The organism is Salipiger bermudensis HTCC2601 (assembly GCF_000153725.1).
GTDB classification, from domain to species: domain Bacteria; phylum Pseudomonadota; class Alphaproteobacteria; order Rhodobacterales; family Rhodobacteraceae; genus Salipiger; species Salipiger bermudensis.
Window position 1 is genome coordinate 1,727,687 of the sequence record NZ_DS022276.1, and the last position, 23,928, is coordinate 1,751,614.

General features: G+C 69.6%; 19 protein-coding genes. All 19 read right to left on the reverse strand.

Annotated elements, in window-relative coordinates; translation table 11 throughout:
• Positions 1-158: 158 nt before the first annotated feature.
• The gene (locus R2601_RS08180) at positions 159-1,181 is read right to left on the reverse strand and encodes a hypothetical protein (protein ID WP_007796394.1); all 1,023 of its coding nucleotides are present in this window, start codon (positions 1,179-1,181) and stop codon (positions 159-161) included.
• Between the two features lie 3 nt (positions 1,182-1,184).
• Positions 1,185-1,913, reverse strand: a complete 729-nt coding sequence (locus tag R2601_RS08185) for a PP2C family protein-serine/threonine phosphatase (RefSeq protein ID WP_007796395.1) — start codon at positions 1,911-1,913, stop codon at positions 1,185-1,187.
• Positions 1,910-2,608 carry a type VI secretion system-associated protein TagF gene (gene tagF / locus R2601_RS25460; protein WP_007796398.1) on the reverse strand — a complete coding sequence of 233 codons (699 nt, stop codon included), beginning with the start codon at positions 2,606-2,608 and terminating at the stop codon, positions 1,910-1,912. Before tagF ends, R2601_RS08185 begins: the two co-directional genes overlap by 4 nt.
• Positions 2,605-6,186: a type VI secretion system membrane subunit TssM gene (gene tssM, locus R2601_RS08195; RefSeq protein ID WP_007796401.1), complete on the reverse strand. Its 3,582-nt coding sequence runs from the start codon at positions 6,184-6,186 to the stop codon at positions 2,605-2,607. Before tssM ends, tagF begins: the two co-directional genes overlap by 4 nt.
• A gap of 3 nt (positions 6,187-6,189) precedes the next feature.
• Positions 6,190-7,587 (reverse strand): type VI secretion system protein TssL, long form, encoded by a 1,398-nt coding sequence (tssL, locus tag R2601_RS08200; RefSeq protein WP_007796403.1) that lies wholly within the window; start codon positions 7,585-7,587, stop codon positions 6,190-6,192.
• A 25-nt stretch (positions 7,588-7,612) separates the two neighbouring features.
• The gene (tssK, locus tag R2601_RS08205; protein WP_007796407.1) at positions 7,613-8,947 is read right to left on the reverse strand and encodes a type VI secretion system baseplate subunit TssK; all 1,335 of its coding nucleotides are present in this window, start codon (positions 8,945-8,947) and stop codon (positions 7,613-7,615) included.
• Between the two features lie 35 nt (positions 8,948-8,982).
• The gene (tssJ, locus tag R2601_RS08210; RefSeq protein WP_007796416.1) at positions 8,983-9,420 is read right to left on the reverse strand and encodes a type VI secretion system lipoprotein TssJ; all 438 of its coding nucleotides are present in this window, start codon (positions 9,418-9,420) and stop codon (positions 8,983-8,985) included.
• An 11-nt stretch (positions 9,421-9,431) separates the two neighbouring features.
• Entirely contained in the window at positions 9,432-10,793 is a 1,362-nt protein-coding gene (gene tagH, locus R2601_RS08215; protein ID WP_007796417.1) for a type VI secretion system-associated FHA domain protein TagH, read from the reverse strand.
• A gap of 3 nt (positions 10,794-10,796) precedes the next feature.
• A complete protein-coding gene (locus R2601_RS08220) occupies positions 10,797-11,087 on the reverse strand; it encodes a PAAR domain-containing contractile injection system baseplate protein (protein ID WP_007796420.1) in 291 nt (96 codons plus the stop codon).
• Entirely contained in the window at positions 11,084-11,698 is a 615-nt protein-coding gene (locus R2601_RS08225; RefSeq protein ID WP_007796422.1) for a DUF6931 family protein, read from the reverse strand. Before R2601_RS08225 ends, R2601_RS08220 begins: the two co-directional genes overlap by 4 nt.
• 1 nt (position 11,699) lies before the next feature.
• On the reverse strand, positions 11,700-13,826 hold the full coding sequence (locus R2601_RS08230; RefSeq protein WP_007796425.1) for a type VI secretion system Vgr family protein: 2,127 nt from the start codon (positions 13,824-13,826) through the stop codon (positions 11,700-11,702).
• A gap of 5 nt (positions 13,827-13,831) precedes the next feature.
• Complete coding sequence (locus R2601_RS08235; protein ID WP_007796426.1) at positions 13,832-14,128, reverse strand: hypothetical protein; 297 nt, start codon at positions 14,126-14,128, stop codon at positions 13,832-13,834.
• The gene (locus tag R2601_RS08240) at positions 14,128-16,158 is read right to left on the reverse strand and encodes a type VI secretion system contractile sheath domain-containing protein (protein WP_007796429.1); all 2,031 of its coding nucleotides are present in this window, start codon (positions 16,156-16,158) and stop codon (positions 14,128-14,130) included. The genes R2601_RS08235 and R2601_RS08240 overlap by 1 nt, the downstream gene beginning before the upstream one ends.
• A 188-nt stretch (positions 16,159-16,346) precedes the next feature.
• Positions 16,347-19,016 (reverse strand): type VI secretion system ATPase TssH, encoded by a 2,670-nt coding sequence (gene tssH, locus R2601_RS08245; RefSeq protein WP_007796434.1) that lies wholly within the window; start codon positions 19,014-19,016, stop codon positions 16,347-16,349.
• Between the two features lie 43 nt (positions 19,017-19,059).
• The gene (gene tssG, locus R2601_RS08250) at positions 19,060-20,079 is read right to left on the reverse strand and encodes a type VI secretion system baseplate subunit TssG (protein ID WP_007796436.1); all 1,020 of its coding nucleotides are present in this window, start codon (positions 20,077-20,079) and stop codon (positions 19,060-19,062) included.
• The gene (tssF, locus tag R2601_RS08255) at positions 20,043-21,917 is read right to left on the reverse strand and encodes a type VI secretion system baseplate subunit TssF (RefSeq protein ID WP_007796439.1); all 1,875 of its coding nucleotides are present in this window, start codon (positions 21,915-21,917) and stop codon (positions 20,043-20,045) included. Before tssF ends, tssG begins: the two co-directional genes overlap by 37 nt.
• Before the next feature lie 5 nt (positions 21,918-21,922).
• Positions 21,923-22,420, reverse strand: coding sequence for a type VI secretion system baseplate subunit TssE (tssE, locus tag R2601_RS08260; RefSeq protein WP_007796442.1), 498 nt, complete (start codon positions 22,418-22,420; stop codon positions 21,923-21,925).
• The gene (locus R2601_RS08265; protein WP_007796445.1) at positions 22,413-23,249 is read right to left on the reverse strand and encodes a type VI secretion system accessory protein TagJ; all 837 of its coding nucleotides are present in this window, start codon (positions 23,247-23,249) and stop codon (positions 22,413-22,415) included. The genes tssE and R2601_RS08265 overlap by 8 nt, the downstream gene beginning before the upstream one ends.
• 80 nt (positions 23,250-23,329) lie before the next feature.
• Complete coding sequence (locus R2601_RS08270; protein ID WP_007796447.1) at positions 23,330-23,863, reverse strand: type VI secretion system tube protein Hcp; 534 nt, start codon at positions 23,861-23,863, stop codon at positions 23,330-23,332.
• Positions 23,864-23,928: the final 65 nt, after the last annotated feature.

Consider the following 23,928-nt stretch of genomic DNA (forward strand, 5'->3'; position numbering starts at 1 on the left):
CGCGAGGATTCGATGCATTCGAGGTCAGCCGCGACAAGCTCGAGCAGTGGCGGCGGCTGGGCGAGATCTGAGCGCGACTCTCCGAGTTTTTGCAAGACCGGGCCCGCCTTCCGCCAAGGCGGGCCCGGTTCGTTCGTGTGAGATGACGCCGACCTCGATCAGCAGGGGCAGAGCGAGCACATGTCGAACGGCTCCATGTCGAGCGCCATCTGCAGCGAGCCATGCAGCGCCAGCGCTACGTTGAGGAAGGGCGCGATGGCTAGCCGCGGCGGCGAGAACGAGGCCAGCCCGGCCAGCGCGGTGCTGCTCGCCGCCGACTCGCCGAGCTTCAGGTCCTCGAAGGTGGGCAGCATCGCCAGCTTGTTGGCCAGCGTCAGCGCGCCGAGCGGCAGCCCCATCTTGAAGCTCGCCCAGAGCCGCAGCATCGCCTGGATGCGCGACAGCGTGTTGGGCGAGAACCCGTCGGGGCCGAAAGCCTCCTCGATGGTGGCGAGCGCCTCGAGCACCATGGCGAGCTTTTGCAGCAGCGGCATCGGGATGATCAGGCTCGGCGGCGTCAGGGTGGCGAGCCCGTGCAGCCGGTTCTGCAGCCCCGAGATCGAGCCCGGTTCGCCCAGCGGCGGCAGGTCGAAGGCCGCGTTCATCGCCAGGATCTGCGGCAGTCCGCCCATCAGCTGCGCCATGCGGAATTGGGGGCGCGTCAGGGCGAGGCTGAAGCTGTCGAAATAGGGGGTGGGGGGCGGCTCCATCGCATGGAAGGGGTCAAGCCCCATCTCGCGCAGGTCGATCACCAACCGGGCCACGATGGAATAGGCAATCAGTGGCTGGATCTTGAGCTGGGTGAGCCAGCCGAGCCGGGGCCAGACGTTGCGGGTGATGCTCTCGCCCGCCTGCTGCATCTGCAGCTCGAGCTGCGGCAGGTCGTCGAGGGCGAAGGTGCCGGTCATCAGCGACAGCATCATCGCGATATTGGCCAGCCCGCCGCCGCCGATGTCGAGATTGGGCATCACCATCGGATCGAGCGTGGCGGCGATCTGCAGGTCGAGCCGGTTCTCCGGGTCGAGCGCCGGCAGCGCCGCGGCCAGCTTCAGCGACAGCGGGATCGGCGGCAGGATCGGGATCGCGCCGACCTGAAAGCGGTTGCGGGCGGCGCTGGCGGGGATCTCGCAGAAACACGGCATGGCTCAGGCCTCCACCACGATCAGCGACACGTTGTCGGCGCCGCCGCCATCGAGCGCGGTCTGCATCAGGGTCTCGCCGGCACACTCGAGCGGCACGCCGTCGACCTGCTGGCGCAGGGTCTCGGCGCGGGCGTATTTGGTCAGCCCGTCCGAGCACAGCAGGAAGCGGTCGCCGGGCCGAACCTCGCCGCGGCGCTTGTCGATCTCGAGCGTCTCGCCCACGCCCACGGCGCGGGTGATCTGGTTGGCATGGGGGTGATGCTCGGCCTCGTCCCAGTCAAGATAGCCCTGCTCGACCAGCTCGCCCACGACCGAGTGATCGGCGCTGATCATCTCGATCTGGCCGTCGCGCACGCGGTAGAGCCGGCTGTCCCCGGCCCAGAGGCACATGAAATGGCCCTCGGCGATCACCAGAAGCACCACGGTCGCGCCGATGGTGCCCTGACCGAGCCGCTCCCCCTCGGCGCGGATCCGGGCATGGGCGTGCTGCAAAGCATCTCGGGCGGCGCGGGGGATCTGTGCCGGGGGAAGATCGGCGGGCAGCGCTTCGAGCATGGCGATCACGGTGCGGCTGGCAAAGTCGCCGGCGGCGTGGCCGCCCATGCCGTCCGAGACGACCCAGAGGCCAAGCTCGGGGCGGGCGAGAATGGCATCCTCGTTGATCTTGCGCACGTGGCCGGTGTGGGTCATCGCGAAATGGGGCAGGGCGGGGGCCTCGGTGGTTCGGGTCATCTCTCGGCCCTTTCTGGTGTGGTACTTTGCAAGGCGCGACGTCCCCAGACCGGGGCGTCGATGTCGAAGATGGCGGCGGCCTGTTCCTGGCAGCCGGGCAGGTCCGGCAGGACCAGAAGCCGGGAGGCTCCGGCGTGCTCGGTCTGCCAGATGCCCACCGGATCGCCGGCGGCGAGGGCGGCGAGCGCCGCGTCCGGGCCGCCGTGGCTGACCAGCGCGGTGGCGTCGCCGACCCGCGCCTGGCAGGCCGGGCGCTTTGGCGCGGGCGGCGGCAAGGCGGCCAGCGCGGTATCGAGCGCGTCGGGCGTGGCGTCGTCCTCCAGCATCGCCAGCGCCGCCGCTTCCAGCCGCTCGAACAGGGGGGACAGGGCACAGAACGCCTCCCAGCCGCTGCTGTCCAGCTCGCAGGCGAGGCAGAGCGGGAACTGGCGTCCGACCTTGTCGACGCTGGGCATCATGATCCCGGCACAGGCGCGCGGGCCGAGCACCCCGGGCGAGATCGCGAAACGCCAGATTGGCGCACCGAGATAGCAGCTCTGCCAGCGGTCCCCGAGCGCCTCGCGCCCGGCCACCATGAGCGCCTGCATCGCCGCATCCCACGCGCTGACAAGACCCGGCGACAGGCCGGAGCGCAGGAAATCGCCCCGGCACGGCGCCTTGCCGTAATAGCCATATGCCCCCGTCTCTCCCGTCACAGCGAGGCCGGGCAGGAGAAGCTCGACAGCGCCGAGACGGTGAACGGGTTGAGCGCCGAGCCCGCGCGCAGCTGGAAGATCGCGATGCGGCCGCCGAGGTTGAAGATCACCCGGTTGCGATCAGAGACATTGGTGCGGCGCAGCTCGGCGGTGTCGAGCAACCGGAACCACGCCCACGGGCCGTCGCGCTGGATGGCGTTCTCGCGGTCGGGGCTGTTGGGGGCAAAGCTCACGCGGGTGCGGCCGCCCTGGCCGGGCCATGTCATCGGGGTGACCTGCGGGGGGCCATGGGCATAGATCAGGCTCTCGCCCTCGACCTCGAGCGTCACCCGCTCGACATTGGGATCTAGCGCCACCGGCGTCACGTCGAAGGTGATCGAGGGGCGGCCCGGGGCGAGGAAGAAGCTGTCCTGTATCTCGGAGGCGCGCTGGAACTGCGCCACCACCGCATCCGAGATGCCGATATCGACGCCGTTCACCCGCTTCAGCCGCCACGGGTTGCTGGTCTGGTCGACGAAGGGGGCGAGGTTCTCCCTGAAGAACGTGTCGATCAGCCCCTGCGGCGCGAAGAGCCGGGAGAAATCCTGCAGCGTCACATCGGCCTGCGCCTGCCGGGCGAAGGGATAGCGCCCGTCGATGGTTTGCCGGCAGACCGGCAGCACCTGCGCCTGCCACTTGGCGTTGAGCTCGGCCCGCGCGCCGCCCACCGCAGCGCCGGAGGAGCCCTCGACCACCTGTGAGGCCCAGCGTTGCAGCGGGTTCGGCAGCCGCGCCAGCCCGGCCTGCAGCTCGGCCGCCGCGCCGGCGCCCTGTCCCGCGATGGCGGTGCCGGTGCTCTGGCCCAGCGACAGGCGGTTGAGATCGCCGAACACCGCGTTCATCGTGCCGATGACATCATCAAGTTGCGACGGCGCACCGTCGAACCGGGCGGTCAGATCGTGCAGCGGGCGGAAGCGGTCCTCGACGAACTGGCCGGGGCGGCGTTCCTCGCCCTCTGCATCCTGCGGCGCCACCGAGGCCAGCGCTTCGGCGATGGCCGAGCCCTGCGAATTGAGCGCCGAGAGCACTTCGCCCTGCACCAAACCGACCGCCGCGCCGGCGGCGTCTTCGGCAAGCTGGGCGCTTTCGGGCAGCTCGGTGAGCCGGGTCTCGTCGGACACCGCCTCGAGGATGTTGCGGATCGGCGAGGTCGGGCCGGAAAGGATGTTGATGACCTCCGTCGCCTGCCCGAGGCTCTCCATGGGGATCACGTCGAGATCGCCCAGAAGCTGGTCGTAGCGGGTGACGTAATCGTTCTCGTAAAGCGCCAGCACGTCGCGGCCCAGACGGTCGAGCACGGCCGGCGTGACCTCCTCGGCGCGGTCACCGAGCACGAGGTTCTCGAACCGGGCGCGCTCGGACACCTGCGTCAGCTCGGGCAGGATGTAGCCGTAGAAGCCGTCGCGTGTGAACACCCCCTCGACCCCGGCGCTGAGCGGCTTGCCCGAGGGGCGCAGGATCACGCGCGACACCGCTGGCCCGCCGATATCGGTGATGCGGAACTGGTCGAGCTCGCGCGCTGCCGGGGCGGTGATGATGCTCTGGTAGATGCGCTCGGCCAGCGGCGTTTCGGCCAGCAGGCCCTGGATCTGCTCGACAAGGGGGCCGTTGAGGGCAATCTCCTGCATCGGCTGGGTCAGCATCGCGCCAAGGTGGTCCATCAGGTCGTCCTGCAGCGCCGGATCGTTCGGGAAGGCCAGGCCCCAGTCGATCTGCATCCACTGTTTCACGCTCTGCTCGTCCATCTGCCCCTGCAGCCCCAGCATCAGGTAGACCTTGAGCGCCTCGAAGAGCAGGTCGGGGTCGTTGAGGCTGGCCTGCATCTGCTCTTCGAGCCGGAACAGCAGGCGCGGCAGCAGCAGGGTGTTGAGCGCGCCGCGATAGCTCTGGGCGCTTTCGGTGCCGATGGCGTCGCCCTGGTAGAGCCCGAAGGTCAGTTCGACCGGCGGCTCGGGATCGCTGGCCGAGGGGTTGCCCGGCAACTCGCGCAGGATGTTGAGCGCCGGCACCACGGACGGCAGGTCGGCGTCGGCCACGGTGTCGCGCGGGATGTCGGCGGTGATGGTGCGGAAACTGCCAAGCTGGGCGCTGGCATCCGAGATGAGCTGGCGGTTGCCGAGGAAGCTGTTCGACAGCACCGCCGCGGTGCCGCCGAAGAGCAGCACGCTGGCCGCCACCGCGCCACCGCGCACCCAGCGATAGCGCCGCTCGACCTTGTCATCGGCCGAAACCAGCCCCGACTCGGGGAAGATCACGCCGTTCAGCAGACGGGTGAGGAAGTAGCTCCGCCCCTGTCCCTTGCCGCTGCCGATGGCCTGCCGGCCGATGCCGAAGGTGCGCGCCATGCCCATCATCAGGCGGTCGATCGGCGTGCCCTCCTGCGTGCCGGAGGTGAAATAGACCCCGCGCAGGAGCTGGCCGTCCTCGAAACGGCTCTCCTGGAAAATGTCGCCGAGAAAGCTCTCGGCCACGCCGCGCAGCGAGGCGACCTGCGAGGGGAAGCCCGCGATCAGGCTGCGGCGCTGGTAATCGGTCTCGGTCTGCATCCGCTCGAGGCTGCGGTTTGAGAGCTGCGCCAGAAGCGCGTCGAACTCGGGGCCGAAGCCCGCCATCGGGTCGCCCGCGGCGCCCTTTTGATGCGGCAGGGTGAAGCCCCAGACCTGCTCGCGCTCCTCGCTGCCGAGCGTGTCGAAATACTCCTGAAAGCCGGCGATCAGGTCGGCCTTGGTGAACAGCACGTAGACCGGAAAGCGCACGCCCAGCCGCTCGCGCAGCTCGCGCAGGCGGGTGCGGACCGCCTTGGCATGGGCGCGGCGCTCGGCCTCGTCCTGCAGCGACAGGTCCGAGAGGCTGATCGCCACCACCGCGCCGTTGATCGGCTGCCGCCGACGGTGCTTCTTGAGCATCTCGAGAAAGCCGCCCCAGGCGCGGGCGTCGGCCTCGGCATCGCTGTCCTGCGTCGTGTAGCGCCCGGCCGTGTCGAGCAGCACCGCCTCGTTGGTGAACCACCAGTCGCAGTTGCGCGTGCCGCCGATGCCGCCGATGGCACCCTTGCCGAGATGGTCGGCGAGCGGGAATTTGAGCCCGGAATTGACGATGGCCGTGGTCTTGCCGGCGCCCGGGGGGCCGATCACGATATACCACGGCAGCTGGTAGAGATGGCGCGAGCCGAAGCGCCCGCCGAGCTTCGACTTGCGCAGCATCCCCAGCGCGTCGCTCATGCGTCCGCGCAGCTCGGAGAGCTCGGCCTCGACGGCGGCGTCGCGGGCGTCGGTCCCCGCAGTGCCGGCGTCGGTGATCGCCTCGGTCATCGCCTGCTCGCGCGCGCGGCGGCGCAGCAGCATGATCAGGATCGCGATGATGGTGGCGGCTGTGATGCCGGCCAAGGCGATCAGCCGGTTCGACTGCCGGTCGAAGGGCCGCGCGTTGCCGATCGAGACCAGCGGGCCGAGATACCAGGTGGCCGCGGCGAGGGCGAGGCTGAACAGGATCAGCACGCCGATCGGGCTGAAGAGCTTGGAAAGGATCTTGCGGGTCATGGGTCAGCCTGCCTTCACGAGAATGACTTCGATGCGACGGTTCTTGGCGCGCCCCTCGGGCGTGTCGTTCGATGCGATGGGTTCGCGGTCGGCGCGGCCCTCGGCGCTGATCCGCGAGCTGTCGACCAGCGTCTGCGAAATCCGCTCCATCACGAACTTGGCCCGCGCCAGCGACAGCGCGAGGTTCGAGGGAAAGCGCGCGGTGTTGATCGGGATGTTGTCGGAATGGCCGGCGACAATGATCTGCCCGCCTTCCTCGTTCAGGGCGCCTGCGACGCGGTCCACCACCTCGGCAAAGCGCGGCTCGAGCGTGTCGGAGGCGGGGGCGAACATGTTGGCCCCCGAGATCTGAACGGTGAGCGTGTTGCCCGAGCTTTCCACCGTCACCAGCCCCTCGTCGATCTCGGGCTGGAGGAAGGCCGTGACGCTCTCGGCGGTCTCGACTTCGCGCGGCGCGGGGGGCGCGGGCGGCGGCGGCGGGGCCGGGCGGTCGAGCGTCACCGGCCCCGCGACGTCGAGCGCGGCGATCTGGCCGCGCAGCGCCTCGGTCGAGCCATTGAGCGCGAAGGAGAAGCCGGCGAAGGCGGCGCAGACCCCCAGCAGCGTGAGCCCGCCCGCCAGCCAGACCGGGGTCCAGGCAGAAAGCAGCCGGTGCGCCACGGAAACGCCCCTCCAGCGCGGCGAGAGATCGCGCTCGACCTGGCCGCGATGGGTGCGGATGAGCCGGGCCAGCCCGTCGCGGATGGCGAGGTGCTTCTCGGCGCCGCGCGGCTCGACCCGCAGCCGGCCCTCGAAGCCGAGGCTGAGGCACATATAGAGGAACTCCAGCAGGTCGAGATTGGCGGCGGGCGCCGCCTCGAGCCGCGACAGCAGGTCGTAGACGCGATCGCCGCCGTGGGTCTCCTTGTGGAAGGTGCCGACCATGCTGCGCTGGGCCCAGATGCTGCGCCCGCCCCAGGGCGTGTTGAGCACAACGTCGTCGAGCGTGGCGCAAATCGCATAGCGCGCCACCCGCACGGTCTGGGCCGGGACACCGGCCTTGAGGGCCGAGTCCTCGAAGCTGCGGATCTCGGCGATGACGCTCTCGCGCAGCGCCGCCGGGTCGGAATGCTGCGCCCGGTTGCGGATACGGGCGACCAGCGAGAACAGCGTCGAGGCGGCGGCGTTGAGCGGGTTCATCCCGGTCGCCGCGGCACCCACCGGCGTGGCTGGGGCTTCCTGGGACGGCCTAGGTGCCGGGGCCGGGGCCGGCATCGGCTGCGGGGCGGGCTGCGGCTGTGGCTGCGCGCCCTGCGGCGGTGGCATGTGCGGCGGCACCGCAGGCCGGCGTCCGCCGGGATTGGGGCGCACGATGGTCTTCTCGGTGTCCGAGGGTTCTGCGAAAGGGTCGTCGCGGGTCATGGCATCGCTCCTCAAGGGGGCCGCGTCAGCGGATCGCCCACAGCTCCATTTCAAGGTCGGGGAAGTCGCCGGAGACATGCACGGCGAGGCCGCCGGAGCGCGCCATCTGCTTCCAGTGGGCGCTGTCGCGGTCGAGTTCGAAATAGACCACGCCGGCGTGGTAGGGCACTTGGCGCGGGGCCACCGGCAGGGGCCGCAGCCCGATCCCCGGCAGGGCCGAGTTGACCAGCTGCCGGATCTCTTCGACCGGGCCCATCTTGGCCTGGGTCGGGAAATGACGGCGCACGCTCTCGGGTGGCACCGCGGCCTTGGCGGCAAGCACGAAATTGGCCGAGCCGAGCAGCCGCTTGTCCGAGATCATCGCCACCGAGACGCCGTACTTGCGTGGCTCGATGGGGATCGCCACGGCGTTCTGCTCGAGCACCGCGCTGAGATACTGGCGCAGGGCGCGGAACACCGGCTGGAACACGTTGGTCAGGTCGTCATGGGCGTAGGCCGGAAACTCCGGCGCGCGCTTTTCCGGCGTCATCAGTGTCGCCAGCTCTCCGGCAAGCGCGGTGAGGCTCTGGAAGATCGCCTGCGGGTGGGCGTTGCGCAGGGTCACCAGGTGGCGGATCTGCGGCAGGGTGCGGTTCACGCACATCAGCAGCAGGAAATCCGAGATCTCGGCCACGCCCTTGGCCGCGCCGGTCTGGTTCAGACGCCCCGCCAGCGCCTCGGCGCGGTGGCTCAGAAGGCCCTCGAGCTCACGCAGGAAATCGTGCAGCGGGCCGGCGGAGCGGGCATCCAGCGCCGAGGGGATGAAGGCCCGGTCGAGCACCACCTCGCGGTCGGGGCGCACCTCGATGATGCGCGCCACCGGGATCACCAGCTGGTCCGACAGGTCGTCGAGATCGAGCGCCAGAGTCATGCGCAGCTTGCCCACCGCCATCTGCACCGCGCGGGCATCGCGGCCCATGCTGTCGGTGACCTCGATCTCCTCGGGTCGATAGCGCGCCGCCGATTGCGCCGCGCCGCTCAGGTCGACCTCCGTGGCGCCATGCCGGCGCGCCGGGATCGCGAGGTAGACCACCGTGTTCTTGGCGCTCTCCGGCACGTCGAGCGCCGGCGGCTGGGCATCGGCCTCGGGCACCCGGAAGGCGGCGCCATCGGGGGTGAGGCCAGAGCAGGATTTCACCGCCAGCTTGCCGAGCTTGAGCAGCTCCTGGTCGAGCGACAGCTCGGTCACGCCCCAGCCATAGGGGGTGAGCGCTCCTGCCACCCCGGAGACCAGCGCTTCGACATAGCGGTCGTGCTGCTGGAAGTGATGGGGCTGGAGGAACATCCCCTCCTGCCAGACGACCTTGTTATCCCAGGACACGGTGGCGATCCTTCCTTGTGCTTCGTGGGTCGCGATCAGCGGATCGAGACGGTGTTGGCGCCGACGGTGATGGTGACGGCATTGGGGCTGTCGGGGATCAGTGCGCGGCTCGCGAGGAAGCGGCTGCCGTCGATGTCGCGGAACGCCGCGACCACGCCGATGGCGCCCGGTGCCTGCGCGAAGCTGCGGCTGTCGCCGACGCTGCGGCCCGGCACGAGCTGGAAGTCGTCGACCGCGACGAGATCGGAGCCCAGCGTTGCCTCGGGCTCGTTGAACAGCGCGAAGAAGTCGCCCGAGCGGAAGCTGGCGTCGGAGGCGAGGTAATAGACCTTCACCTGCGTCGGCAGGCCACCATTCATGTCTGCGGCCCCGGTGATGTTGAGCTGCACGCCGGTGCTGGCGGGCTCGGGGGTGGTGACGCAGGCCGAGAGCGCGAGGCAGAGCGCGGCGAAGAGGGAGAAGAGCTTGAACATGGTCTGTCCTTTCAGAGTTTGCGGAGTTGATCCTGGTAGGCGCGGGCGAATTCGCGGCCGAAGGTCGACTGGAAGTCGTCCTCGGTCTCGCGGGCGATCTGGGCGTACATCCTCTCGTAGGCCTCCCAGTAGCGGGCCTTCTTGCCGCCCAGCAGGCCGCCGAGCGAGCTGCCCTGCTCGATCCGCGAGGCAAGCTGGTCGGGGCCGAGCCGGGCCAGCAGCGCCTTCAGCGCCGCTTCCATGCCCGCCATCATCGCGACCTCGTGGGCGCGGATGTCGCCCAACGCCTCCTGCGTGGCCGCCTCGGCGTCGAGATAGCCGCGCACGGTGGGGCGGATCATCGCCTCGACCGCCTGCTCGGGCGAGATCGAGAACTTCAGGGGGTTGTTGCCGCCGTTGTTGATCATCGTGCGGTCCATCCGCATCTCGCTCTTGATCGCGGCACGGGTCATCAGGATCTCGCGCATGCCGCTGGTCATGGCGGCGAAGACGCGGCCCAGACGGGCCATGGTCTCGGTCATCTCGGCCTCGGGGATGGCGAGATGCGCGGCGCCGGCACCGTTGAGGAAGGCGCGCAGCGCGGCGTCCGGAGTGCCGGTTGCCGGGCTTGGCTGGACGGGCGCCGAAGCGGCCTGATCGGGAGACGGCATCGGGGCCGGCTGCGGCGCGGGTGCGGGCTCGGGCTCCTGCAGGGGGGCTGAGGGCGGTTCGGGGGCGAAGAGGTCGTCCCAATCGTCGGGGATCTGGCCGGAGAGAACCTCGGGCGCGGTGTAGTGATCCTGCGCCGCGGGGCTGTGATCGGGCGCGCTGGCGCCCGGAGCGGGCCATGCCTCGGGCGGGGTGTCGCCCGTGGGCATCGGCTCTGCGGCAAAGGGATCCTCGGGGATTGCCGGGCGCTGGGCGTCCGGCTCGGCCGGAGCGCCGAGCAGCGCGTCGAGGAAATCGTCATCCGAGCCGCCGAGCGGATCGTGCGAGACGTCCTCGGCCTGACCGGGCTGGGGCGGCATCAGCAGGCTGTCCTCTGCGGGCGGCAGCGGGGTCTCGGGCGCGCTGGCAGCGCCTGCGAGCTCCACCACCAGCTCGAAGCCGCCGATCTGGATCACGTCGCCATGGCTCAGCGGCGCCGGGATCTCGCCGATGCGCTCGCCGCCGTAGTTGAGGAAGGTGCCGTTGGTGCTCAGGTCGCGCAGCACGTAGTCGCCGCCACGCTCTTCGAGGACGCAATGGCGCTTCGACAGAGTCCGATCGGGATCGGGCAGCGAGAGGTCGTTCTCCTCGCCGCGCCCGATTGTGAGTGCGCCTTCGCGCATCTCGACGCGGTCGCGCCCGTCGGGCAGCGTGCCGGAGCTTGTCAGTCGCAGACACAGGGACATCGCTTATCTTCCCACCAGAACCGTCGGGCAGCCCATCACCACCGCGCCGCCATGGGCGCAGGTGTCCGACAGCCGCGCCTGAGGCTTCTTGCCGGTGAGCACCTTGGTCGAGCCCTTGGCGATCATGTCCGGCGGGCCGATGCAGACCGCCATCGCGGTCGCCGTGGCAGCGGGCAGCTTGCCGATCAGCACCGTCGGGCAGGGCACCACGATGGGCCCGCCCACATGAGGGATGATGCCGGTGACCATCGGGCAGACATGGGTGTCGGTGACGCGGGCGGCGGGCAGGGTCATGGCGTGATCTCCTCGGTCGCGGCGGGTGTGCCGTTGCCGCCGCGGGCGATGTCGAGCGCCCGCGCGAGCAGCTCGGGCCCGCGGGTCTCGACCTTGTCCTCGTCGTGAAACATCGCCGTCAGCAGCATGCCGAAGGCGGCCCCGCCCACCGCGCCCGGCGGGGCGGCGTAATCCTCGAGCTCGCCGGGTCCGAGCGTACCGTCGGCCATCGAGGCGGCCATGGCGCAGAGCGCGGTGTCGTCCTCGTTTCCGGCCGCATCGAGCGCGGCGCGGGCAGCGGCGCGGGTCTCGGGGCCGGGCTTGAACACCCAGGCCTCGGCGGCACGCAGCGGTGCGGGCATCAGAGCCCCCTCGGCCACCGTCTCGCGCGCCGCGAGGCAGGCGAGCCAGGTGGCTTCGCGCGCGGGCAGGGCGTGGGCCAGCACCTGCAACATGTCGATCAGCGCGCCTTCGGTCTCGAGCGCGGCGAGCGTTTCGGGCACCGAGGCGGAGGCCGGAAGGTCGAGCGGCGTCTGCAGCACCGCGTTGCCGGCGGCGAGGATGCGGGCGGCAGGCGCGTCGGGCAGCTTGCGCAGACCGGTGAAGCGGTCGGTATGGGCGGGGGCTGTCATGTCAGTTGATCATCGTGAGGGCGCCCTTGGCGAGGAGCAGCCCGGAGGATTTCAGTTGCGTCATGCCGCCGCCCTCGAGCTTCAGCATCCCGGCGCCCTTCAGCGCCGCCTGTCCCTTGGCCTCCATCTTGAGCTGGCCGCCGGCGGTGAACTTGCCGGTCGCGCTGGCCTTCACCTCGACCTGAGCCGAGGAGACGGTGACCTTGGAGGGCGTCATCTCGATCTTCGAGCCGCCGCATTTCAGCACGATCTTCGACTTGGCCGAGATCTCGAGCGCGGCACCCACGTCGATCTCGTAGCCCTGCCCGATGGCGTCTTTCCTGCCGCCGGTCACGTCGAGCGACTGGTCGCCATCGACCTTGAGGCTGTCATCGGCGCCCACCTTGGTGGCGCGTGCCTTGGCGATCTCGACGGTTTCCTTGCCCTTGGCGACGGTGAAGGCGTGGTCGCCCTCGCGGATGGTCTCGGTCTTGTCGCCGTGGATGGTCTGGGTGAAGGTGCCGCCCGTCTTGTGCTCGAGCCCGACGGTGATCTCGGCGTTGTTCTTGACGATCTGCTTGAAGTCGCGCTCGGACTGGAGGCGGACGAACTCGGCGTCCTTCTTGTCCTCGAAGATCAGCTCGCTGAAGCCGCCGCCGCCCTTGGAGCTATTGGTCTTCAGCCCGGTCTGCGTCTGGTTGCCGGGCAGGGCATAGGGCGGATCGGTGTCGCCGTTGTAGACCATGCCGGTGATCAGCGGACGGTCGAGATCGCCCTCCTCGAACTGCACCACGACTTCCTGGCCGATGCGCGGCACCGCGACCATGCCCCAGCCCTTGCCGCTCCACGGCACCGAGGTGCGGATCCAGCACGAGGCGCTGTCGTCGCGGCGGCCTTCGCGGTCCCAGTGGAACTGTACCTTCACGCGGCCATGGCGGTCGGTCCAGATCTCCTCGCCCTTCTTGCCGACGACCACGGCGGTCTGCACGCCGGGATGCTCGGGGCGCGGCGTCAGCTGCGGCGCGCGGTAGGGCACCGAGACCGGCTGCACCTCGAACAGGCAGCGATAGGTGTCGGGGCTGGTCGTTCGGTCGAAATCGAGCAGCGGGCCGAGGATGGCCTCGACCATCTCGCGATCCTCGATATCGGCGTCGATCTGCATCTGGTGACGGGCCGAGATCACCAGGTACTCGGCGTTCTCGGACTTGCGCGGATGCTGCTTGAGCTTGAACTTGGCCCCGGCGCTCATCTGGCGCACGTTGCACGCGCCGGTCGAGCGCTGGGCCTGTGCAGCAAGCCCCTCGATGCGGACGCGGGCGTGATGCTCGCCGGTGCGGGTGTCGCCGTGGCGGCCGGGATAGTCGTAGATCTCGTAGGACCGGAAGGCGTGCTTGCCATGCGGCAGCGCCTTGACGGTCCTGAGGTCCGACTTGGGCTTTTCGAAATCGTAGTCCTGCAGCGTGACGCGGCCGGTCTGGATGCTTTCTCCGCCACGCCAGTCGAAGACGTGGTCGTCGCGGCGCCGGTAATCGGGGGCGCGGAAGTAGAAATCGATCTCGGCGTGATCCTCGATGGCGCGGTGGGCGCTGGCCTCGTCGGCAAGGATCAGGACCTCCTTCGATTTCTCGTGATCGTGGTAGAAATAGATCCCTTCCTCCTCCATCAGCCGGCACAGGAAGGCGTAGTCGCTTTCGCGGTACTGCACGCAGTAACCACGCTTGGGATAGGCGTGCTTGGTGCGGTCGCGGAAATCCGAGAACCCGTGCTGCGAGAACACTTCCTTGATCACGTCGATCACGGATTTGTCCTGGAAGATCCGGCAATTGGCGCTGCGGGTCAGGAACCACAGCCAGGGCTGCACGGTGGCGCGGAAATAGCCGCGACCGGCATGGGAGCCAAGGTATTCGGCGGCGGTGCAGCGGCCCTGGAAATAGCGGGTCTTGTCCTTCGGGGCGTCGATCTCGAGCGGCAGGCGCTCGCCCACCAGCTTCTGCAGGTCGAGGTCGATGTCGGGCGACATGAACTCGATGGTGGTCTCTGTCAGGCGGCTCAGCCCCTCGTCGACCTGGGCGCGCATCAGGAAGCCCTTGAGCTTGCCCGGGAGCTTGAGACGGACCTGCCGGCCCTCGAGAACGGTGTCCTGTGCCATGCCGCTCAGCCCTCGTCCGGCAGCGGCGTCACGACGATCTGGCCGTCGCGCTCGAGCCGCGCCACGATGGCGGGGTGGATGGCCCAGAGCGCGCCGGTCTCGATGCCCTCGGGCAGAAGCGCGCCGAGCGCCTCCATCGAGGCCAGCGGGATGCAGCGCACCGGGGTCGGGTAGCTGTCGGTGGTGGTGAGCATGGCGTCGAGATACGCCTCGCCCTCAAGCAGCCAGCAGGCGTCGCCGATCCGGGCGAGCACGATGCCGTCGCCGCCGCCCTGTCCGTCGTCGGGTTGGTAATCGCGCATCACATGTCCTCCAGCATCGCGGCGAGAGCGGGGTCCATCTCGGTGTCGTCGCCGTTGTCATCCGCGCCATCGGTGTCGTCGCCGAAGGCCGCGAGCATGTCGTCGAGATCGCTGTCGTCGAAGGCGGGGAGCTCGTCCGCGCCGCACTCTGCGCTGGCCTCCATGTCGGGCATCTCGGCGTCGAAGTCGCCCGTGTCGGAGCTGTCGTCGCTGCCGAAGTCCGGCATGTCGGGGCTGTCGAAATCGGGAAGCCCGCTGTCGCTGTCGAAATCGACCGGCCCCGCGTCCGCGCCGAAGTCGGGGAAATCCGCATCCCCGCCCATGTCGGGCAGATCCTCGTCGCTGCGGAAGGCGGCCATCTCGTCGTCGCCCGCGCTCTCGTCCGAGGGGGCTGCGCTGGTCTTGGCAGGGGTCGCCCCGGCCAGCGCGGCGCCGAAGCCGACGCTGGTCTCGTGGCCGCCTCTGCCCTTGCCCGGCGTCAGCGCCCAGGGCCCGGCGAGCATGTCGCCGCCAAGCGCCTGGAACGAGCCCTGTCGGACCTCGTTTCGGCCCTTGATCGACAAGAGCGGCATGAAACCACGGGTCACGACCTCGGCCATGGTCCGGGTGGTGAGCAGGCGCTCGGTGCAGGGCAGCGCGACCTGATCGCCATGGGAGTCGGTCATCACGTGCACCGGCATGTCGCCCAGCGACATGATCTCGCCAAGGCGCATGTCCTTGCCGGATTTTGTCACGCTGGCCGCCATCAGCACCGCCGAGAGCACCGCCGGGTTGGCCCAGAGCATGCCGTGCAGCCCCTCGCGCAGGCTGAACTCCTCGAAGTCGAACGGATCGACCGGGTCGGTGCGGCGGCCATAGGGATGGCGCAGCAGGAAGCGCGGCGCGGCGATGCCGAGATGGCGCGCCTCGGGCAGGGCGCGCAGGGCGTCCCAGCTCTCGGCCACCAGCGGATGGCGGTCCTGCTTCGGCGTGTCGAGGAAGCGCGGCGAGATCGCGGTCACGAAGGGTGCGTTCATCCACGCGGAGATCTTGGCCATCCGGGCGAGCAGCGCGGCGTGGGGCGGGGTTTCCTCGAGCGTGTAGAGCCCGAACACCGCCGAGATCGGCCCGTGCTGGGCGTCGAGCCGGGGCGCTTCGGCGAGCATCCGGAACAGGCCGCTCTCGGCCAGATCCTCCTGCGCCGAAAGGTCGGCGGCCCATTCCTCGGCCGAGACGTCGTAAAGTACGACCTCGAGCGTCGGACCCGTCTCGATGCGGCGGGCGAGGAAGTCGAGTGCGCGCCAGGTCGCCTCGACCGACTGGAAATCGGGATGATGCAGGACGGTGCGCATCGCGTCCGAGAGCGCCGCGTCGATGGCGGCGATCATGCTGTCCTGCGCCGGATCGGGGGCGGCCTGCACGTGCGGGCCGACGATGCGGGCGATGAGCGCGTCCGCGGCGTCGGTGTCATGGCGGATCGCCTGCATGTCGCCAATCAGCGTCTGGAAGTCGCTCAGGCGGCGGTCGGCGGGCACGGCGCTGCCCTTGGCGCGGGCGCGGTTGGCAGGCATCGGGCGGCCATGCTCCTCGGCCCAGTCCCGAAGCTCGGCCATGGCGCGGCTGTCGCCGCGGGCGACGCGTTGGCGCAGCGAGTCCAGCTCCTCGAACAGCTCGACACTGTCGTAGAGCTCATCGGGATGCAGGTCGTCGATTTCGCGCAGGGGCACCTCGACGGCGCCGCCGTCGCGCGCGATGGGCAGGGTGAGGGTGGTGGCGAAGCCGGCGATCACGTCGTCGAGTCGATCTACATCGAAGCGGATTGCCCGGCGGGATGCGAGGTCATCGCCGATCGCCAGCTCGCCGCGGCTGGCGCGAGCGGAGAAGTCGCCGAGGATGGCGATGCGGAAGCGCTCGCGGGGCTGATCGAGATCCTCGGGCCGCTCGGCGCTCAGGGTGCCGAAGGGCAGCGCCGCATCCTGCGCGCTCTCCGTCTCGACCTGTGCCTGAGACGCAAGGTCCGGCTCGAAGACTGTCTGATCGCTGTTGGGCATATGGGCGCTCCCTCGGTCTTTTTGCGGCTGGTCGGGCGGGCTGCCGCGACCGTTGTCACCCCGTTAGTGCCGGGGGAGCGCCGGAGGGTTCGCGCGTTGGAAGAAAAAACACCCCCAAAGCCCGTCGCCGGACATGACGGGACCGCCCCGCGCGTTACGCAGGGCGGTCTGGCAGGCGTTTGGGGGTGTCAGCCGAAGGCGTAGGTAAACTGGCTCCCCTCCACGTCGACCGAGACGTGGCCGACCTTGCCGCCCTCCATCATCCGGGTGAGGAACTCGGTCGAGATCTCGGGCAGCATGGTGTTGGTGACGATGGCGTCGATCATCCGCCCGCCACTCTCGAGCTCCTGACAGCGCGAGACGATGGTCTCGACAACTGCATCGGAATAGCTGAACGGCACGGAATAGGTGGCGGCGACTCGTTTCTCGATGCGGCCAAGCTGCAACCGGGTGATCGCGCCGATCATGTCGGGGCTGAGCGGGTAGTAGGGGATCGTCACCATCCGACCCAGAAGCGCCGCCGGGAACACCTTGAGCAGCGGCTCGCGCAGCGCCTTGGCGATGCCCTCGGGTGCCGGCATGAGCTCGGGATCGGCGCAGAGGTCCATGATCACCTCGGAGCCGACATTCGAGGTCAGCAGGATCAGCGTGTTGCGGAAGTCGATCATCCGCCCCTCGCCATCCTCCATCATCCCCTTGTCGAAGACCTGAAAGAACATCTCGTGCACGTCCGGATGCGCCTTCTCGACCTCGTCGAGCAGCACCACCGAGTACGGCCGGCGCCGCACCGCCTCGGTCAGCACGCCGCCCTCACCGTAGCCGACATAGCCCGGAGGCGCGCCCTTGAGGCTCGAGACGGTGTGGGCCTCCTGGTACTCGCTCATGTTGATGGTGATGACGTTCTGCTCGCCGCCATAGAGGGTCTCGGCCAGCGCCAGCGCGGTCTCGGTCTTGCCGACACCCGACGTGCCGGCGAGCAGGAACACCCCCACCGGCTTCGACGGGTTGTCGAGCCCGGCACGCGAGGCCTTCACGCGCTTGGCGATCATCTCCATGGCGTGATCCTGCCCGATCACCCGGCTGGAGAGGTGCGTGGCGAGGTTGAGCACGGTGCGGATCTCGTCCTTGACCATGCGGCCTACCGGGATGCCGGTCCAGTCGGCCACCACCGAGCCCACCGCCTGTGCATCGACGATCGGCAGCATCAGCGGCGCCTCGCCCTGTAGCGCAGCCAGTTCGGCCTGCCTGGCGTGCAGCTCGGAGAGCACCGCGTCGCGCTCTGCGCCGGCGAGCGGCGCATCGGCTTCGGCCTCGGCGGGGGCGTCGACCGGCTGGGCACCCTCGCGCAGCCGGGCGCGCAGCTCGAGGATCGCGGCCACCAGCGCCTTTTCTTCCGCCCAGCGTTCCGTGAGCTCATCCAAACGAGCGGTCTCATCGGCGAGGGCGGCACGGGCACGCACTTCGCGCTCGGCGACTTGGGCCCCGGCGCTCGCGTCGCGGGCGATGATCGCCAGCTCGGTCTCGAGCGCGTCGATGCGGCGCCGGGCATCGTCCACCGGCGCCGGCACGGCATGCAGGCTGATCGCCACGCGGGCGCAGGCGGTGTCGAGCACGCTGACCGACTTGTCGGGCAGCTGCCGCGCGGGGATGTAGCGCGCCGAGAGGCTTACCGCCGCCTCGAGCGCTTCGTCGAGGATCTGCACGCCGTGGTGCCGTTCCAGCGTCGAGGCAACACCGCGCATCATCAACACGGCCCTGGCCGCGTCGGGCTCGGCCACCTGCACCACCTGGAAGCGGCGGGTGAGGGCCGGGTCGGTCTCGATATGCTTCTTGTATTCCGCCCACGTCGTCGCGCCGATGGTGCGCAGCGTGCCGCGCGCCAGCGCCGGCTTGAGCAGGTTGGCGGCATCGCCGGTGCCCGCGGCCCCTCCGGCGCCGACCAGCGTGTGGGTCTCGTCGACGAACATCACGATGGGCACGGGGCTGGCCTGCACCTCATCGATCACCCCGCGCAGGCGATTTTCGAACTCGCCCTTCATCGAGGCTCCGGCCTGCAGCAGGCCGACGTCGAGCGACAGCAGCCGCGCCTCGCGCAGCGCCGGGGGCACGTCGCCACGGGCGATGCGCAGGGCGAAGCCCTCGACCACGGCGGTCTTGCCGACGCCCGCCTCGCCGGTGAGGATCGGGTTGTTCTGGCGGCGGCGCATGAGCACGTCGACGATCTGGCGGATCTCCTCGTCGCGGCCGACGATCGGATCGATCTCGCCGCTGCGGGCCTTGTCGGTCAGGTCGGTGCAGAACCGCGCGAGCGCCTCGCCGCCACCCAGCGATGCCGGCGCGCCCTCGTCGGACCGCTCCGGGGAGGGCGCTGTCGTCGCCTCCTCGGGAGAGCCGTCGAGCAGCGCGTGGAACCGTTCGGAGAGCGCCTCGGCACCGATCTTGCGGAACTCGGGCGAGATCGACTGCAACACGTTGCGCAGGCGCGGCGTCTTGACGATGCCCAGAACGAGGTGGCCGGTGCGCACCTGCGCCGCGTTGAATAGCAGCGAGGCATAGACCCAGGCGCGCTCCACCGTCTCCTCGAGATGCGGCGACAGGTCCGACACGGCGGTCGCGCCGCGCGGCAGCGCGTCGAGCGCGCGCACCAGATCGGCGGCGACGCGGCCGGGGTCAAGGTCGAACCCGTCGATCAGGCGGTGCAGGTCGCTGTCCTGCCCCTGCAGGATCTGGTGCAGCCAATGCGCCAGCTCGACATAAGGATTGCCCCGCATCTTGCAGAACACGGTGGCGCTTTCGATGCTCTGATAGGCCAGCTTGTTGAGCTTGCCGAACAGGGCCACGCGGCTGATCTCAGTCATGGGGCGGTCCTTCTTGATATCTTGCGACGTGTCGCGGCGCGGCTCAGGGCTGCGTCTGTTGCGGTGCGGTGAGAGAGAGGTCGTCGGCGTCGTTGGCGGGGCGCTGGCCGATCCAGCTGGTCAGGCCGAGCCGGGCGCTGCCGCCAAGCTGCGAGGGCGGCACCTCGGGCGCGCGCAGCACCAGCTTGGCCTCCCAGTCGAGCGTGTCGCCGGCATAGGTGCGGATCAGGGCCGCGAGCCGCTTGAGGCTCTGACCGCCGGGCAGCAGGCGGCGGTACTCCTCGAGCGAGAGCGGTCCGATGCGGATGCGGAACCGGGCCTCGCGCGACCAGACCTTCTCGCCGAGGCTGGCGCTCTGGCCCAGAACAGCGCCACCGAGCGTGCCGCGATCCTGCGGCTCGAGATGCAGCCACGCGCCCACGAAGCTCTCGATCTCGACCTCGGCACCAAGGAACCGGCGCAGGATCGCGGTCAGCCCGGCCTCGCTGCGCGGCGCGGCCCCGAGCAGTCCGGCAAAATGGCGCCGGGCGCTGTCGGGCATGGCATCGCGGCAGTCGAAGGCGTCCCCCGCGACCCCGGCCAGCGCGTCGAGCTTCTCGCCGAAGGGATCGTCATCGGGGCGGTCGAAGCAGGGCGCGGGCTCGGCGCTGGCCCAGGCGCGGTAGAACAGCGACAGCATGCGGTGGTGCAGCATGTCGGCAAAGCCCACCAGCGCGCCGTCGCCATTGTTGCGCTGCCGGTCGCGGGCGTATTCCGTCAGGTGCAGCGGCAGCGCCCCGTGCGGGCCGAACAGGCCAAAGGCCTGCTGGGTGAGCCGGTCGCGCCCGGTGCGCGGATCGGGGCCGAAGCCGCTGACCGTCGAACGCGGGAAGGCCAGCTCCGGCGCCTGTCCGAGGCGCACCGGATCCTGCGCCGGCCTGCGCGAGCGGCCGAGTCTCGGGCGGTCGGGATGCGCCGCCTCGATGACGCGCAGCGCCTGGAACAGGTGATGGGCCTGGGGCTGCTGCCTGAGCGCGTCGAGACGGCTCAGATCAGCATCCGGCGGCCGCTTCTCGGCATCCATCGCGCGATCTCTCCCCGTTGCTGTGAGTGAATGACGGTCTCGGTGAAGCTGTTGAGCGAGACGTACTTGGCGAAGAACGCCTCGAGCACCGCGCCCAGCAGGTAGCATCCGGTGCCCTCGAAGAAGCTCTCGTCAAAGCCCACCCGCAACTCGAGCCCGCGCACCGCGGTCGACAGCACGCCATCGGCCATGCGCCGCACGATGGGTCGCGAGGCGACCGAGACCAGCCCCTCCATTTGGGCCGCCATCGACGGATCGCCGAGCGGCGCGTAAAGCCCCACGAGCTCGCGCAGGGCGGCGGCGCCCGTGCCGCGATCGGCGTCGGCGATGGACAGGTAGTTGAGGCTCAGGTGGCTGATCAGCTGCCACGCGCGCTGCCCCTCGGCGAGGCTCTGGCGCGGACGGGTCGGCGGCACGATGGCGCGGATCTCGGTCACCGGGCCGCCGTCGGGCAGGAAGAAATCGGTGCTGCCCGCGCCGATCGGCGTCAGAAGCGGCAGGTCGCGGTTGGTACACAGAGCGGTGACCGCCAGCTGCTCGATGCGTCCCGGGTAGGGGGCCTGCGACCGGTCGGCGAGCGAGAGGTAGAGATCGCTGCCGAGATACGAGGTGCGCTGGCCCTTCAGCCGCTGCTTCTCGGAGCGCTGCCGCATGCGGCGGCGGATGCTGTAATAGGCGTTCTGCTGGTCTCCGAAGGGGGTGAAATCCTCGGCGCTGTAGAACGGTCGGAAGGGCACGTCGTCGGCATCGTCGCCGGCGATCCCGGTGACGCTGTCGAGGCGGTAGATCTCGTAGTCGAGCGGCGCGGTGCGGTCGGGAATGACGTGGTGGTCGATCTCGCGGCCCGAGACCGGCACCCGGTCGCAGCGCTTGGGAAAGAGGTTGATCGCCGGCACCGCATGCAGATCGAAGCTCGCCGGCGTGATCGATTTCAGCGCCGGGTTGCCCTCGGCGAGCAGGATGTAGAGATCGAGATCGTTGCCCTCGGCGCGTTGCACCGCCGGGCGCAGACCACAGAGGTCGATGAAGAAGAAGCGCTGCGGCATGGCGAAATATTCCTGCAGCAGCCGGTAGCCCTCGAAGGACTGTCCGGGCACCGGCAGCAGCGCCTCTTTGGGATCGAAACCGCGGGGAATGATGTCGCACCCGAGCGGCACCGACCAGTCGGCACGACGGTCGGTGGAACGCCCGGCCAGCGCCACGCCCTGACCGAGGATCGCCTCGTAGAGCCGCCACGGTTCGGCCCCGGTGCCCGAGAGGAATAGCGTGAGCCGGTCGAGCGGCAGCGCCGAGATCGGCGCCCCACCGCTGCGTGCCAGCCGCAGGCGCAACGCCGCCTTGGCCTGATTGCCGGTGCCCAGACCCGCCGCAACCAGCTCGGAGCGGCCGTCAACATACTCGGCCTGGGTGATCTCCAGCGGCCAGAGGGTCGTGTCCTGCGCGGTGGTGAAGCGGCAGGCAGTCTGCTCGCCCTCGAGCACCTGTCCGCGCATCTGCGTGCCACGCGGCAGGGTGAAGCCCTCGGCAAGCCCGCCCTGCGCGGTGTCGGGTTGCAGCCGTGCCACCATCATCGACGGCGTCGGCGCGAGGAAATGCGGGTAGACGATCTCGAGCAGGTTCTGGGTGAAGGCCGGGTACTGCTGCTCGAGCTCGAGCTGCACCCGCGCGGCCATGAAGGCGCTGCCCTCGAGCAGCCGCTCGACATAAGGATCCATGACCTCGAGCTGGTCCATACCGAGCCGCGAGGCGATCTTGGGATAGGCCTCGGCGAACTCGGCACCCATCTCGCGGAGATAGCCGAGTTCGGCCTCGTAATGGCGCAGAAGGCGGGAATCCATGTGCGTTACCCCTGCCGGCTGACGAAGACTTCACCGGTCGACATGTCGAGCGCGGTGCGCAGGTAGAGATCGACCGGCAGCGGCTCGGCCCAGAGCTCTCCGCGGATGTCGAACGAGACGATGGCGCCGGAGTTCGCGCGTTCCTGCCGCACGACGATCTCGAGGCTCTGGGGCAGGATGCGCGGCTCGAAGCGCTCGATGGCGCCGCGGATCGCCTGGCGCAGCGCCTCGGCACGGCGGCGGGTCTCGCTGCGGCCCGAGACGGCGGGCAGCCCGTAGTTCAGCACCGATCCGGCGACATGCGGGAACGCCTCGAGATCGTGCTCGGCCTCGAGATTGGCGCAGTTCAGCAGCCAGGCGAGATCGCGCTGGATGATCTGGCGCAGGCGGCTGACGTCGATCACCCGCGTCGAGGCGGTGTCGGTGGCGCGGTCCGGCGCCTCGTCGGTGAGCCGGTCGAGCAGCGAGGGCTGCAGGCGTTCGGCCAGCATGCGGTCAGCCATGGCGGGCCTCGTCGCTCTGCGAGACCTCAAGGGTGGCCGGGGCCGGACCGATGGTCAGCTCGCGCAAATCCATGAGGGCACACTCGCCGGTGTCGGTGGCCAGAAGGCGCTGGCCGAGGCCACCGAGCACGCGGTCGCCCTCCATCTGCCAGCCGGTGGCGGCGGAGAGCCTGTGGCGCGGGTCGGGGCTGGTGGCCGAGCCGGGGTAGCGGGTGGGGATCAGGGCGAGATCGCTGCCGCCGTTGCCCCACTGCACGGTGGCGGGCATCCAGACCCGGTCGCGCAGGTCGGCGGGCTGCTCGAGGGTGATGCGGTGGATGGCCGAAAACGGGGCCCAGTAGTAGCGCCCGTTGACGATCAGCTCGCAGACCGGGCCGAGCCGCGGATCGGCATCGGCGATCCAGCCGAAGGGCGCACCGTCGAGCGTGCCGGGCAGGGCGGGGGCAGCCTCGAAGGCGCGGCCGCGCAGCTCCTCGGCGGCGGCGTATTCCTTGTGGGCGTGCAGCTTCAGCGCCTCGATCAGCGCGGCGATCCAGTCGTCGGGCTCGCCCAGCACCATCGGCGCGCGCTGGCCGGCGAAGACCTCTTCGCGCTGGCGCTCGCAGATGATCGCGGCGCGGTACATCTGCGCCATTGTGCCGGCCTTGGGATCGAGCGTGGCGGCGGTGCGCAGTTGCTGGATGGCGCGGGGCCAGTCGCCCTGCACGCAGAGCAGCTGGAAGAGGAACACGCGCAGGCGTGCCTCCTGCGGGGCGTCGCGGACCGCCTCGCTGAGCGCCGCCAGCGCGGCATCGGGGTCGCCGTCTCTGAGAAGCGTTTCGGCACGCATGAAAGAACCTTTCGGGCAGGAGGGGGCGGTGGGGAGATGGGATCGTCCGGGCGCAGCACCGCGCCCGGACGGTGGAGGGCTCAGACGATATAGTCGGCCTTGTTCTTGACCTGGCTGAACTTGGTCTCGCCCTGGTCGCCGGAGGCCTTGGAGAGCTTGCCGGTCTTGTCCTGCTTGTAATACTCGACCTTGATTGCGCCGTAGTTGAAGATGACGGTCTCGTTGCAGTTGTCGTCGCCGTCCGAGCCTTCCCAGGTCATGTCCTTGACCATGACGAGCTTGAAGTGGAACTTCATGAAGGTGGAACCCGAGGCGCTGGCGCTGCCGCCGGAGCGGCGCAGCTCGATGATGGCCTCGTCGAAATGGGTGCCGTTGCACAGCGTGCTGAACAGGCCGCAGGAGGCGGTGTCGGTCGATTTTGCGACCTCGAAGTCCTTGAACCAGGCCTTGCCCGCGCCGCCGCCGCCGGTGGCCGAGCCGATGTTGATGTTGTTCTCGGCACCGAAGTTGAACGAGACGATCTCGAAGGCCTTCTTTGCGGCCATCGCCTCGTCGTGGGTTTCGCCCTGCACCCGGGACTGGCCGGGGAAGTACATGTAAGCGTCGAACGCCATTGGAGTGTCCTTTCGTCAGAATGGTTGGGTCTTGGTGGGGGGAGAGCGGCCCGGGAACATGCCCC